Below are 13,415 nucleotides of genomic sequence, written 5' to 3' on the forward strand. Positions count from 1 at the left end.
CTGGAAGGCACGATCTGTCATGCGTACAAGCGTGAGGTACGTGATTTCCGTGCTGGCGGCCGGCGTGCTGACGATGACGAGTGGCGTCGTCGCGGCGGCCCCGTCGCTGGCGAGCGGCCACGGTCACGGGAACGGTCAAGGGACGCCGACCAACGGTTTCTCGCGGACCGGCCCGTGGAACACCAAGCTGCCCCGCCACGTCCCGCTGGCTCCCAACTCGCAGGCCATCGTCAACAACATCAAACTCGACAAGGAGAACAACTACGGCAGCTGGGCGATCAACACCGACACCTACTCGACGCCCGTCTACTACGTCGGCCGCCACACGCCGCGCAAGCGCTGGACGTTCTCCGACTGCCTGAATCTTCCAGAACTCGCCCCCGTGATCGCCGACAGCCTGGCCGCCGTGCCCACCCCGCCGGACATGATCACGTCCATGGGGACCGACTCGGCCGTCACCATCTACCAGCCGTCGACCGACACCTACTGGGACTTCTGGCGGGCGGAGAAGGACGCGGCCGGCAACTGGTCGGCCTGCTGGGGCGGCAAGATCGAGCGTTACTCCCGCAACCCGGGCATCTTCGACAACCCGCTGGGCGCCACCGCCACCGGCCTGCCGATGGGGGCGTTCGCCATCCGGATCGACGAGCTGCGCCGGGGGTACATCGACCACGCGGTCAACATCGCCACGGTGCGCACCCGGCTCGACTGCCACTCCTGGCCCGCCACCCGTGACGACGGCTACGTCGAGGGCGCGGACATCCCGTGCGAAGGCCAGCGCTTCCGTCTCGACCCGGCCTTCGACATCCGCACCCTCACCAGCCCCGCCGCGCGTACCATCGCCCGCGCCATGCAGGAATACGGCCTGATCATGACCGACAAGGCCGGCGCCCTCGTCACCTACGCCGAGGACCCCCGCCTGGAGATGGCGCGCAACGGCGGCGTGGACCCCTACACCAAGCTCTTCGACCCCGACGACCTGGTCCCGGACGGCTCGGAGAAGTACGTGGTCCTGGGCGAGATCCCGGTGGAGCGCCTCCAGGCGCTGCCGATGGACTACGGCAAGCCCAGACGGTGACCCGACGGCCCCGATGAGCACCGGCGGTCGGGCCGGTGCCCATCGGGGATCCGTGAGGCGCATGCCGGCGCCTCTCGGAAGGAGCGTGGACGGAGGGCCTACGGGCCGCGGCCCTCCGTCCGCGCCGGATCGAGCGCCCTGGTGAAGTCCAGCGTCAGGCGGGTGCCGAGCGCGGGGTTGTCCACGGTGACGTAACCCGTGTGGCCCCGGCTGTTGATGACGGTCCCCGCGGCCAGCGGGCCGGCACCGCGCGCCGACCACGGCACCTTGTCGATCTGCGGCACCCCGGTGCGCACGACCGAGTAGTTCCAGGTGTTGGCCTGCGGGGTGGCGGTGTCCCTGGCGAACACCACCACGGTGCCGTCCCACTTGGTGTACTCGGAGCGGGCGATGCCGAACGAGCGCTTCTCGTTGCGGTCCAGGGTGCGCCGCGCGAAGTCGGCCAGCGGCACCCCGGCGATCACGGTCTTGGGGACCGCCTCGAAGAACCCGATCTCGTTGCCGTTCGCGCTCCTGCGGGCCGCCACGTAGAAGCCGCGGCCGGAGTCCGTGCAGCCGGCGGTCGCCGCGTCCACGAACACCCACTGGCCCTTCCTGATCCAGCACTGCGGCCGGTCGGCCCGCAGGTAGTGGTCCGGGATCACGACTCCGGCGCCGCAGGCGAACCCAGGGGCGACGCAGCCGTTGCCGAGGAAGGTGGAGATGCGGATCATCTGCTCGGTGCTCACCAGGTGACCGGTCGGCATCAGCGTGGTGGGCACCACCGTGCCCGAGTCGACGCTCCGGCCCCGGCCGGCGACCTTGTACGCGGGCCCGGTGTACGCCCCGCCCGCGGTGATCAGGAAGTCGGGCTCGGCGGAGTAGACCTCGATGCCCGCGTGCGTGATCCGCTGGAAGAAGCTGCGGTGCTCGTGGTTCAGGACGAGGTCGGCGATCATCTCCGGCGGGCGGTACTGGCTGATCCCGGCCAGCAGGATCTCACCCGCCGACGACGCCGGCACGAACCCCGGCGGGTCCAGGTCGCCCATCGCCGCGGTCGGGCCGAAGTACGCCATCATCCGGTCGCGAAGCGCGTCGCTCTGCGAGTGGAACAGGTCGGGGTGCCAGTCGGTGGTCAGCCTGCGGAACGGGCTGTCGCGCCGGCCGTCGTTGGCGGACACCGCGTACTTGGCGCTCGCGTAGTCCAGCACCATCTGGGCCGCCAGCTTGACCCGCTTGTCCTCGGCCATGTCGTACAGGTTCTGGATGCCGGCCAGGCTGTAGCGCTGGTAGGGGCGGGCGTTGTACTCGATGAAGTCGTTCTTCAGGAAGCTCTGCAGCCACTTCAGCATGAAGGTGTTCATGCCGTTGCGCGCGTTGTCGTACCTGCTGCTCTTGTCGGTGCGGGCGAGCAGCTGGTTGGTGAGGTACCGGGAGGTCTCGATGAGCAGCCGGTGGTTCTCGCTCTCGTCCACGTTCAGCAGGCCGCAGATGGTGTCGTCGCCCGGGTTGTGCGGGCCGCGCTTGTTGAGCAGGTGGAGCAGCCGGTAGCGCACGTCCGGGTCCAGCGCGGACTCGAAGGCGTAGGCGAGCAGCACGTAGCCCTTCAGCGCCACGTCGTACTCGCCCTCCCGCTTGCACGGGAAGCCCGACTCGGTGCCCGCGTTGCTCTTGATCGTCTGGAGCCGCAGCGCGTTGTTGACCTCGGTGCCCCAGCGGAACCTGATGCCGTCGCACCGGAGCTGCGAGTCGCTGAGGTGGTCGTCGTACTGCATGTACAGCTTGGCGAGGGCCGTGGTGACGAAGTTGTCCTCGTTGTTGAACACCTCAAGGGGCATCGGCCCCGGGCAGGCGATGTGGGCGGCCGCGACCCTGACCCGCTCCTCGGTGTACGTGCGCTCGAAGCCCGCCCTGCGCTCCGGGGCGACCGCGTACGCCTCCTGCGCGGTGCGTGGCACGGGGATCTTGGAGAAGTCCAGGTGGCCCTTGGCGATGTACGGCACCTCGGCCGGGACGGTCCAGCCCTGGTTGCAGTCGTCGCTGCCGAGGCCGCCGCCGTCGCAGCCCTCCACGATCACCGAGTACGTCCCGACGCTGTCCACGATCGGGTCGTCCTCGTCCTTGTCGTCGTAGTGCCGGGGACGGATCGCCCGCGACCCCCACCGTTCCTTCTCGTCGTCGTCGGGGTCGACCTCCACCTGCCCGAGGTTGCGGCCGGCGCGGTCGACCCGGATCAGGAAGTGGTCGTAGGAGAACGGGTAGGTGTCGCCCCAGTCCACCACCAGGTCCACGTCCCGCTGGTAGACGGCCACCGTCATGTTGGTGCCCTGCTTGGGGCTGGTGACGATGGTGCCGTGCTGGAACGGCATGGACCGGCCGGCCTGGACCACGCGTTCCTCCCCCGTGGGACAGCCGAGCGGGCCGGTCTTCGCGCCGGTCATCACCCAGCGGTCCAGCAGCAGCTTGGTGACGGGCCTGATCGGGCAGTCCTGCGACGGCGGCTTCGGGTCGGGGAACGTCACCTGCACCGACGCCGGGATCGTCCACTTCTGCTTGCACGAGGACGACTGGAGGGTCCGCCCGTCGCAGCCCTCCACGATGACGGTGTACCTGCCGGGCGTGCCCACCGGCGTGCTCCAGTGACCCGACCAGCTCTTGGCGTAGGTGTCCGCGTCGACGTCCGTCTGCCCGACGTTGCGGCCGTTCAGATCCCAGCGCACCAGGAACCTGTCGTAGTGGAACGGCCGTGTGTCGCCCCAGTCGGCGTGCAGCGTGCCGCCGTCCTGGTACACCGCGACCGCCATGTCCGGCCCCTGCGCCGGGCTGTGCACGATCTCCCCGTGCGCGAACGACATGGCCTTGCCGCCCGTGACGTCCCGTTCCGCCCCCGTCGGGCAGCCGATGGCCCCCTCGCCGCCGCCGACGTACGCCCAGCGCTGGCCGATCGCGCCGGTGGGCGGGTCGGTGTGGCAGCGGAAGCGGGGGACGGGCACCTCGTGGTCCACGAACGCCGGGGCGGTCCAGCTCTGGCGGCAGGTGCTGCCGCCCTTGTTGTCGCAGCCCTCTACGACGATGCGGTACCGGCCCTTGGCGGACACCGGGATGGCGTAGAAGCCCCGGTCCCGGTCGATGTAGGAGTCCACCGTGACCTGGCCGAGGTTGACGTCCCCGCGATCCCACCGCACCAGGAACTTGTCGTAGTGGAACGGCGTGGTGGGTCCCCAGTTGACGATGATGTTGTCGTCCTGCGAGTACGCCGCCACGACCATCTCCCCGCCCTGTCCAGGCGAGTGCACCATCTGCCCGTTCTCGAAGTTCAACGCGGTGCCCCCCGGCACCCCTACCGGTTCGCCCTTCGGGCACCGCATCGGTCCCCGCCGCGCGTCCAGTTCCTTCCACCGCTTCTCGAACACCCCGGTGGGCGTGGTCTCACAGTCGGCCGCCCTCTTGGCATCGGCCGGGGCGGCCCTCGGGCCGGCTGTGGTGCCGGCCGGGGCCGCCCTCGTGCCGGTGGTGGTTCCAGCCGGGACCGTACTCTCCCCAGTGAACGTCCCGGCTGGGGCTCCCCCCGCCCCGGCCGTCATCCCGGCCGGGGCGGCCGCCGCGGCGGCCGTCTTCGCCGGGACCGCCCCGCCCCCCGTGGCGGTGGCGATCCCGGCAGCTCTGGTCGTCTCGGCCCCGGCGGCGCCGAGCGCCGTACCGGAGGCCATACAGACGAAGACACATAACACGGCGATCAGCCGCGAACGCATGCTCAATGCCCACACCCCGTGGTGATCCCCGCCGTGAAAGGTCTTGGCCTCACTATGGGCCGGGCCGCATCCCGGGACATGAGTAGCCCCCTACTCATTTCGGACGCGCCATGGTGTAGAGGTGGATACCAGGCCCCGGCCACCTCCGGCGGGCCCAGCCCCTGCGAAGGAGTACTCCCGATGAGCACCCCATCGGCCGTCGCGACCCCCGTCGACTTCGACACCTACGGCGACTACGTGGTCAAGGCCTCCACCGCCCCCACTGGCGCCTTCAACCGCCCCGTGTACCGCTTCAGAGACAGGATCACCGCCGACGGCTCCAGCGGCTACAAAGCCGAACCCGGCCGCTACCACCTCTACGTCTCATACGCCTGCCCCTGGGCCCACCGCGCCATAATCGTCCGCTCCCTCAAGAAGCTGGAGAACGTGGTGACGCTGTCCGCCGTCGACCCCCTCCGTGACGGCCGAGGCTGGGCCTTCAGGGAAGGCGACGGTCACACCCCCGACCCGGTGAACGGCTTCCGCCTCCTCCGCGAGGCCTACGAGGCGACCGAGCCCGGCTACGACGGCCACGTCTCCGTCCCCGTCCTCTGGGACCGCGAGACCGGGAGAATCGTCAGCAACAACTTCCCCGACATCACCATCGACCTGAACACCGAGTTCAACCAGTGGTCCGACACCTCCCTGGACCTCTACCCCGAGCCCCTCCGCCCCGAAATCGACACCCTGAACGACCTCATCTACAGAACCATCAACAACGGCGTCTACCGCGCCGGCTTCGCCGCCACCCAAAGCGCCTACGAAGAGGCCGTGACCACCCTCTTCGCCACCCTGGACACCCTGGAAACCCGCCTGGCCGACTCCCAGTACCTCCTCGGCGACCACCTGACGGAATCCGACATCCGCCTCTGGGTAACCCTCGTCCGCTTCGACACCGTCTACCACACCCACTTCAAGACCAACCTCCACCGCCTGACCGACTACAAGTCCCTGTGGGCCTACACCCGCCACCTCTACGAAATCCCCGCCTTCCGCGAAACCACCGACTTCACCCACATCAAAACCCACTACTACCGAACCCACCCCCAACTGAACCCCTCCCGGATAGTCCCCCTGGGTCCCATCCTCACCTGGTAACCGGAGCGCGCCGGCCATCAGAGGGTCGTCGGGCCGTAGCGGGCGGCAGCCGCGCCGGTGGCATAAGCCCAATAACGGTCGCCGTAGGACCAATGCCACCACTCGGTGGGATAGTTGATCATTCCCGCGGCACTCAGTGCCCGGCTCAAAGTTCTGCGATGCTCCATGGCTTCAGCGGAAATCGCTGTACTGGCCGTGTGGCACGCCTCGGTGTCGGTGTCGTTCACCTCGGTGCCCATCCACACCTCTGTCCCGTCGGTGCTGGACAGCGTCAGATCCACCGCTGCGCCGGCGACATGCGGTGCGACCTCGTGCGGGGCGATATAAGCGCTGGCACGTTCGTGGTACCACCCCGGATCGTGCCCTGGCTCCGACTGGCGCAGCCGGGAGACGTGGGAATCGAAGTACTGCTGTTGCAACTTCAGCGGGCGGAACCCTTCGATGACGAGAAACCGCAGGGCCCGGGGAAGAAACGTCTGTGCGGCGACCAGTCGATCGGCGACTCCGACCCGTAGGTGAGCGTACGCCCCCGCCGCGTCGGCCAGGCGTGGGTCGACGCGCAACGCGTCGATGACTCGCAGGTCCACCAGCGGTTCGCCGGATTCGACGACGGGCAGCCGGAGAATGACGTGATCGGACAGCAAAATGAAATTCGACATCGATTGACTTCCCATCTGGACCGGCCGGCGTTCGGCGCTGATCGTTTCGTCCCGGTCTTCGGACCGGAAATGGTCGCTGCGACAAGGCCCGGCCCTGCATAAGCCAGGGCCGGGCATTTGTCCGCGAGAGATCAGCTGGTGACGGCGCCCAGGGAGACGGGTCCCTGCCAGCCGTTCACCGGCGACCAGAAATGTTCGGTGAGCGTGCCGCCGGAGTTGTAGTAGATCTCGACGTTGCCGTTGTTCGGGTTGATCAGCGCGGAGGGGGTGCCGGTGATGGGGCCGCCTACGGTGTGTGAGCCGACCCAGCCGGACGTCGGGTTCCAGTAGCTCTCGGTGAGTACGCCGCCGGAGTTGTAGTAGACCTCGATGTTGTGGTTGTTCGTGTTGTGGACGGCTGTGGGGCTGCCCGTGATGTTCCCGAGGGGGAGGGGTCCCTGCCAGCCGTTCAGCGGCGACCAGAAATGTTCGGTGAGCGTGCCGCCGGAGTTGTAATAGACCTCGACGTTGCCGTTGTTCGGGTTGATCAGCGCGGAGGGGGTGCCGGTGATGGGGCCGCCTACGGTGTGTGAGCCGACCCAGCCGGACGTCGGGTTCCAGTAGCTCTCGGTGAGTACGCCGCCGGAGTTGTAGTAGACCTCGATGTTGTGGTTGTTCGTGTTGTGGACGGCTGTGGGGCTGCCCGTGATGCTCCCGAGGGAGACGGGTCCCTGCCAGCCGTTCACCGGCGACCAGAAATGTTCGGTGAGCGTGCCGCCGGAGTTGTAATAGATCTCGATGTTGCCGTTGTTCGGGTTGTGGATGGCTGTGGGGCTACCCGTGATGTTCCCCAGGGAGACGGGTCCCTGCCAGCCGTTCACCGGCGACCAGAAATGTTCGGTGAGTACGCCGCCGGAGTTGTAGTAGATCTCGACGTTGCCGTTGTTCGGGTTGATCAGCGCGGAGGGGGTGCCGGTGATGGGGCCGCCTACGGTGTGTGAACCCACCCAGCCGGACGTGGGGTTCCAGTAGCTCTCGGTGAGTACGCCGCCGGAGTTGTAGTAGACCTCGATGTTGTGGTTGTTCGGGTTGTAGAGCGTCGCGATCCCCGACCCCGAGTCCTCGACGATGTTCTTGTACTTGTACGCCTTGTATTTAGCGGTGGGGTGGCCGTCGGTGTTGCCGGCGCCGTTGCCGCCGTCATCCGACTGCGGCCATGCGCCGCCGAGGGCGGATGTCGCCGCGCCGCTGAAGTCGCCCCTCCGGTGCCGCAAGCCGTTGCGCTGCCCGTCGGTGCCGCCGAATCCGTAGTAGGTGAACTTCGGGTAGGCGGGCGCCCATCCTTCGAAAAGGATCACGTGGCCGTCCTCGAAGTCGCCGACCACACCGTCGTCGACGGTCAGGTAGTCGCCGGGTCGCAGGTCCTGCCAGCTGATCGGCACCCCGTACGTGGAGGTGCTGAGCTGGAATGAACTCGGGCTCGACGCCAGATGTAAGGACATCGACACGAACCCGGAGCAGTCACGCCGGTATCTATGGCCGCCGTCCACGTCGGCGAGCCACTGGCTGGTATCCGAACCGTCGTAGCGCGGTGGGTCCTGGTTGTACCAGTGACGGGCCCGGTCGAGCACCTCGGAGCGGGAGATCTGGCCCCCTACGGCAGAGGCGTCGGCAGGGGTGGTCGTCACCACGGCTCCGATGAGGCCGACCGTGATCGCGATGATGCCGCCGAGGGCGAGGCGCAAGCTCTTCATGACGGGTTCCTTCCGGTGAGCGCTTGTTTTCGCTGACACCGGAAAGAATCGAGGCTGCCGCTGAAACCTCTCTGTAAGTGCGTGGAGCGGCCGTTTACAGCGCTTTTCCCACGGCGGTGAGCTCGGTGTACTCGCGGGCTCCGTGGTCGAAAAAGGTTTTCAGGGCTCGGGCGTGTACGTCTGCGGCGGCCGCGCCGAGACCACGTGCCTCCAGCAGAAGCGCCAAATCTCGTTCGGCCCGGGCTCGCCACAGGGGTGCGTCCATCTCCTCCCACAGCTCGATCGCGGAGGTCAGGCAGTCCTCGGCGTCGTCCAGCCGGCCGGCGGCCAGATGCAGCTCGCCGAGGGTGCGCAGGCTGATCGCCTGACCCCAGCGGTCGCCCATGGCCTGACAGACCGACAGGCACCACTCCAGGGGTTCCAGCGTCTCGGTCACCCGGCCCAGCCGCAGCTCGGCCTTGGCCTTGGTGCGTACGGCATAGGCCGTCATGAGACGGTCGCCCAGTTGCCGGAAGATGGTGAGGGCCGCGCCGGCCGTCGTGAGTGCCTCATCGAGCTCGCCGACCGCGCGATGGTACAGGCTCATGGTCCGCAGCGTCGTTCCCTCTCCGCGCCTGCTGCCCAGCTGCCGGTACGCATCGAGGGATTCCGCCAGCCTGGTCCAGGCGCCCGGGAAGTCACCGCGTTCCAGCCGCACCGAGCCGGCCAGGCGCTGAACATAGGCGATCCCGGCCTTGTCCCCGATCTCCTGTACCAGGGCACTCGCCTGTTCCAGGAAGTAGGAGGCCTCTGGCAGGCGGCCCGGTTCGCGGCAGGTGGTCCCCAGGCCGACCAGCGCCACGGCTTGTCCGTGGGGCTCGCCGAGCTGCCGGAAGACGTCCAGCGCCTGGGTGTAGTGGCGCTGCGCCTCGACGAAGCGGTCCTGAAGGTAGCGAAGATGGCCCAGCTCGGCCAGCAGGATGGCCTCGCCGCGCAGGTCGCCGGCGCGTCGGGCCGCGGCCAGGGCCGCGGCGTTGATCCGCTCGCGCGCCTCGAAGCGGTTGACACCCAGGAACGACGGACCCAGCCGGGCCGAGGCGAAGTGGCACACCAGGTCGTGCAACCCCAGGGAAGCCGCCCGTTCCACGCCCACCACCAGGGCCGGCTGCTCGGCCTCGAACCAGTCCGGGGTCGCGGGCACCGTGCCGGTACCCAGGACGTCGACCGCCGGGCGCTGCCACTGGATCTCATCCGGCGGCGAGTCGGCCACCGCCTGGTCGATGATGCCCAGCCAGTTACGCAGCACCCGGGCCACGGCCTCCGTCTGCACCGCCGCCGGATCTTCTTCCTCGGCGCGCTCCCTGGCGAAGATCCGTACGAGGTCGTGGATCCGGTACCGCACCACGCCGAGATCGTCGACGCTGCTGATGTCCGCCAGGTGGGCATCCACCAGGCACTCGATGAGCTCCTCGGCCTTCTCCTCACCGCAGTCCAGCAGCCAGGCCACGATCCACCTGCCGAACGCGGGCACGCCCAGATAGCCCAGGCGCCGCAACGCGCTCCGCGCACCGGGCTCCAGGCCCTGGTAACTGAGGTGCAGGCTCGCCCGTACGGCCAGATCCGCCAGGACCAGCTCGTCGAGGCGGCGGTGCTCGCCGGCGAGCCGATCCGCGAGCAGCCGCAGGGGCCAGCGCTGCCGCGTGGCCAGGCGGGCGCCGACGATCCGGATCGCCAGAGGAAGCCGCCCGCAATACTCGACGATCTGACGGGCCGCGCCCTGTTCCGCGCGTACCCGGCCGGCGCCGACGATCCGCTCCAGCAGCTCGACGGCCTCTTCGAGATCCAGGACGTCGAGATCCAGATGGCCGGCTCCGGCCAGGTCACCCAGCCGATCCCGGGCGGTGATGAGCACCGCGCAGGCGGGGCTGCCGGGCAGAAGGGGCTGCAACTGGCTCGCCGAAGCGGCGTCATCCAGCAGGACCAGCACCCGGCGGCCCTCCAGGATGCTCCGGTAACGCTCGGTGCGCTCCTCCAGGCTCACCGGCAGTCGCGCCGTGTCCATCCCCAGTGCCTTCAGCAGCCTGCCGAGCACCTCGGCCGGATCGGCGGGCGCCTCGCTCGTGCCGCGCAGCTCGGCGTACAACTGGCCGTCGGGAAAGCTCGCGGCGAGCTGGCGGCAGACCCGGGCGGCCAGCGTGGACTTGCCGCTCCCGCCCTGCCCGGCGACCACCTGTACGGGTCCCGCCCAGCTGCCGGGACGCGGCATCAGCGCCTCGGCCAGAGCGGCGATCTGAGCGGCGCGGCCGGTGAAGTCGGCCGGCACCACCGGCAGCTGCGCCGGCATGACGTCGCGCGCCACTGGTTCGGCGGGCTTGCCCAGCAGGCCGGTGTCGGCGCGGAGGATCGAGGTGTGGATGCCTGACAACTCCGGGCCCGGGTCCACGCCGAGCTCGTCGATGAGCGCCTTCCGGCCCTCCCGGTAGGTGGCCAGCGCGTCTGACTGCCGCCCCAGCCGATACAAAGCGACCATGTACTGCCCGCGCAGCCGCTCGTTGGCGGGATTCCCGGCCACCAGAGCCGCCAGCTCGGTCACCACCCGCTCCTGGCGGCCCAGCTCCAGGTCGGCCGCGATACGTTCCTCGGTGACGGTCAGGCGTAACTGCTCCAACCGGGCTGCCTCACCGGCCAGCAGCGAATCCTCCAGCCCGGCCAGCGCCGGACCGCGCCACAACGCCAGCGCCGCCTCCAGCCGGTCGGCCGCCACCTGCGGCGTCGCCGCATGCCGGCCCTCGCCGACCAGCCGCTCGAAGATCTCCAGATCCAGCTCTCCCGGGGAAACCTGGGCCATGTAGCCGGGAGCCCTGGTGACGATCACCTCGAGCAGACCGTGCCGGGCCAATGCCTGGCGCAATGACTTGACGTAGGTCTGGATCACCGCCCGTGCGGTTTCCGGCGGGTGGTGCGGCCAGATCACATCGACCAATCGCGTGGTGGGAACCACCTGCCCGCGCTGTAACAAGAGCGTGGCGAGCAATGTCTGCGGCTTGGACCCGCCCAGCGGGACGGCTACACCCTTGGATACGACCTCGACCAGCCCCAGCAGCCGAAACTCCACCGTCACCGTTCACCCCACGGCCGTTCAAGGATCGTGCGTGTGCGCGTGCGGAAGGCCTGGCGAGCGAGACCGCGACCTGATCACGCTTGAGGTGTTTCCCCCTGAGACGAGACTCCCGCCGGCAAGGGTCTTCTCACGGAACACTCGCGCGGAGCCTCGTCGTGGCCCAGTGTGCCATCTCACCGGCCGAGCCGGTACCCGCCCGGCCGATCGCCCGCATCCCCCTCGGACAGGCATCGCGGTGTGGCGGATTCCGGCGACTTCGGCCTGTGGCTGAGCCTTCCTACTCGGCCGGGCCCGGTCTCGGGGCCGCGCGGAGGTGTGCGCGTTCGCCTTGTTTGCCGATGAGGCTCAGGAATTCGACGGGGCCGGCGCTGGTGGCTCCGAACCAGTGCGGGGTGCGGGTGTCGAACTCGGCGGCCTCGCCGGGTTTGAGGATCAGGTCGTGTTCCGCGAGTACCAGGCGGAGTGTCCCGTTGAGGACGTAGACCCAGTCGTAGCCCTCGTGGGTGCGCAGGCCGGGTTCGGCGTCGTCGGTTCCGGTCGGGAGGATGAACTTGTAGGCCTGGATTCCTCCCGGGCTACGGGTCAGGGGCAGGATGACCGAGCCGTCGCCGGAGGGGATGGGACGCAGGTTGACGCGGGGGTCGCCGGTCGGTGGCGCGTCTACCAGCTCGTCGAGGGTGACTCTGTGGGCGCGGGCGAGCGGAAGCAACTGTTCGAGCGTGGGGCGTCGCAGGCCCGCCTCCAGCCGGGACAGGGTGCTGGTGGAGATGCCGGTCTCCTCCGCGAGCTGGGCGAGGGTGACGTCGCGATGCAGCCGGAGGCGTTTCAACCTCGGTCCGACGGCGTCAAGGGTGCGATCGATGGCTTCGTCCACCCCGCCATTTTGCCATTCGGCAACAACGTTTGCACATCAGCCCTCTCCGTCGGCACCATGAAGCACGAAACGGGGAGGACGACCTATGACGCACGAATTCGACAAGGACTACTGGGAGCGGCACTGGCAGGGGCGTGCCGGGGGCCCCGGATCCATGGACGGCAACCCGCCGAACCCGTACCTCGCCAGTGAGACCGGCGCCCTGACGCCGGGCACGGCACTGGACGCGGGCTGCGGCAGCGGCGCCGAGGCGATCTGGCTCGCCTCCCGCGGCTGGCACGTCACCGCGGCCGACATCTCGTCCGAGGCCCTCGCCCGCGCCGCCGAGCGCGCGAGGTCGACCTCGACCCCCGAGCGCCTGCGGTGGGTCGAGGCCGATCTGAGCGTCTGGAGCCCGGACACGCGGTTCGACCTGGTGACGACCCACTACGCCCACCCCGCCATGCCCCAGCTGGAGTTCTACGACCGCATCGCCGGCTGGGTGGCACCCGGCGGCACCCTGCTCATCGTGGGCCACCTGCACACCCCGGACGCCACCGGCCACGCGCACCACCCTCCCGCCGAGGCGTCCGCCACCCCCGCGGCCATCACCGCACGCTTGGACCACACGCAGTGGACCATCGCCACCGCCGAAGAGCACCTCCGCACACCCACCGCCCCCGACGGCCGAACGGTCCCCCTCCACGACGTCGTCGTACGCGCCACCCGCCTCCACTGATCGCACCAGTAGCCGTACGCGTCCGCAGTGAATTGGTTTCATATTCTCTGGGTGGGATAAGTCCGGAAAAGGACATCATTGTCAATTGTGATGTACGGGGTCCGGGGGTGCGGCTGTCACGATCACCAGTGGGGCGGTCGCCGGCAAATATACTTGTGCGACACATCAGGCGAGCCCGGCCTTGGGCACGTTCAGTGGTTTGAAATGCTGAGCGACGTGGTGGTGCTTTTCTGCTCGCCCCGACATTCCTTACCCGGCGAGCCTAATCACACCCGAATGGCCTGACGGGGAACCTAAGTCGCGCGGGTCGCCTACTTTGGTCGGGTGGGGGGTGTGGCACGGGCTACCGCGGTCGGTTCGGACGATGCTGATGGCCGATGTGCGG

Annotated in this window: 8 protein-coding genes; 3 read left to right on the plus strand and 5 right to left on the minus strand. The window is 68.8% G+C overall.

All coding sequences use genetic code 11. The features are described 5' to 3' along the window. Positions 1-31: 31 nt before the first annotated feature. Complete coding sequence (locus tag ACFP1K_RS08520) at positions 32-1,078, plus strand: hypothetical protein (protein WP_380748759.1); 1,047 nt, start codon at positions 32-34, stop codon at positions 1,076-1,078. 98 nt (positions 1,079-1,176) lie between these two features. On the opposite strand, the gene ACFP1K_RS08525 is transcribed toward ACFP1K_RS08520, so the two are convergent. Continuing rightward, on the minus strand, positions 1,177-4,815 hold the full coding sequence (locus tag ACFP1K_RS08525) for an LGFP repeat-containing protein (RefSeq protein ID WP_380748761.1): 3,639 nt from the start codon (positions 4,813-4,815) through the stop codon (positions 1,177-1,179). A gap of 174 nt (positions 4,816-4,989) precedes the next feature. Between ACFP1K_RS08525 and ACFP1K_RS08530 the strand changes: the two genes are divergently transcribed. Further along, a complete protein-coding gene (locus ACFP1K_RS08530) occupies positions 4,990-5,946 on the plus strand; it encodes a glutathione S-transferase family protein (protein ID WP_380748763.1) in 957 nt (318 codons plus the stop codon). 17 nt (positions 5,947-5,963) lie between these two features. On the opposite strand, the gene ACFP1K_RS08535 is transcribed toward ACFP1K_RS08530, so the two are convergent. The 4 genes from ACFP1K_RS08535 to ACFP1K_RS08550 form a co-directional block, all read right to left on the minus strand. Beyond that, positions 5,964-6,605, minus strand: a complete 642-nt coding sequence (locus tag ACFP1K_RS08535; protein WP_380748766.1) for a M15 family metallopeptidase — start codon at positions 6,603-6,605, stop codon at positions 5,964-5,966. A gap of 131 nt (positions 6,606-6,736) precedes the next feature. Continuing rightward, positions 6,737-8,338: a hypothetical protein gene (locus ACFP1K_RS08540; RefSeq protein WP_380748769.1), complete on the minus strand. Its 1,602-nt coding sequence runs from the start codon at positions 8,336-8,338 to the stop codon at positions 6,737-6,739. A gap of 94 nt (positions 8,339-8,432) precedes the next feature. Next, a complete protein-coding gene (locus ACFP1K_RS08545; RefSeq protein WP_380748772.1) occupies positions 8,433-11,438 on the minus strand; it encodes an AfsR/SARP family transcriptional regulator in 3,006 nt (1,001 codons plus the stop codon). A gap of 277 nt (positions 11,439-11,715) precedes the next feature. After that, complete coding sequence (locus ACFP1K_RS08550; protein ID WP_380748775.1) at positions 11,716-12,312, minus strand: helix-turn-helix domain-containing protein; 597 nt, start codon at positions 12,310-12,312, stop codon at positions 11,716-11,718. 85 nt (positions 12,313-12,397) lie between these two features. Between ACFP1K_RS08550 and ACFP1K_RS08555 the strand changes: the two genes are divergently transcribed. Continuing rightward, positions 12,398-13,030, plus strand: coding sequence for a class I SAM-dependent methyltransferase (locus ACFP1K_RS08555; RefSeq protein ID WP_380748779.1), 633 nt, complete (start codon positions 12,398-12,400; stop codon positions 13,028-13,030). Positions 13,031-13,415: the final 385 nt, after the last annotated feature.

Source organism: Sphaerisporangium aureirubrum (genome assembly GCF_042658925.1).
In the GTDB taxonomy this organism is placed as follows: domain Bacteria; phylum Actinomycetota; class Actinomycetes; order Streptosporangiales; family Streptosporangiaceae; genus Sphaerisporangium; species Sphaerisporangium aureirubrum.

What these genes read in the sequence shown, in the direction of transcription:
- ACFP1K_RS08530 (WP_380748763.1), top strand. Translation starts at nt 4,990, where the DNA reads ATGAGCACCCCATCGGCCGTCGCGACCCCCGTCGACTTCGACACCTAC.
- ACFP1K_RS08535 (WP_380748766.1), bottom strand. Translation starts at nt 6,605, where the DNA reads ATGTCGAATTTCATTTTGCTGTCCGATCACGTCATTCTCCGGCTGCCC.
- ACFP1K_RS08540 (WP_380748769.1), bottom strand. Translation starts at nt 8,338, where the DNA reads ATGAAGAGCTTGCGCCTCGCCCTCGGCGGCATCATCGCGATCACGGTC.
- ACFP1K_RS08555 (WP_380748779.1), top strand. Translation starts at nt 12,398, where the DNA reads ATGACGCACGAATTCGACAAGGACTACTGGGAGCGGCACTGGCAGGGG.